Source organism: Fructilactobacillus sp. X2R5C2 (genome assembly GCF_059901375.1).
In genome coordinates this window covers 1-277 of the sequence record NZ_JBWXUX010000014.1, presented here as the reverse complement: position 1 = coordinate 277, position 277 = coordinate 1, and the positions used below count along the sequence as shown (strand labels likewise).

At 65.3% G+C, this 277-nt stretch carries 1 protein-coding gene; it reads left to right on the top strand.

Annotated elements, in window-relative coordinates:
* A partial coding sequence (locus AC6UD2_RS06760; protein ID WP_500698428.1) for a 3-deoxy-7-phosphoheptulonate synthase occupies positions 1-277 on the top strand: 277 nt, incomplete at both ends.

The window sequence follows — 277 nt, the reverse complement described above, 5'->3', positions numbered from 1 at the left end:
CACCCTGCCCGCCTACCGCGGCGACATCGTCAACGGCATCGGTTTCGACGCCAAAAGCCGCATCCCCGACCCGGAGCGCCTGCTGCAGGCCTATCACCAGGCCACCGCCAGCCTCAACCTGCTGCGCGCCTTCGCCCAGGGCGGGTTTGCCGACCTGCACCAGGTGCACAAGTGGAACCTGGATTTCATCGCCAACTCGGCACTGGCCGACAAGTACCACCAACTGGCCAACCGCATCGACGAAACACTGGCATTCATGCGTGCCTGCGGCCTGGAC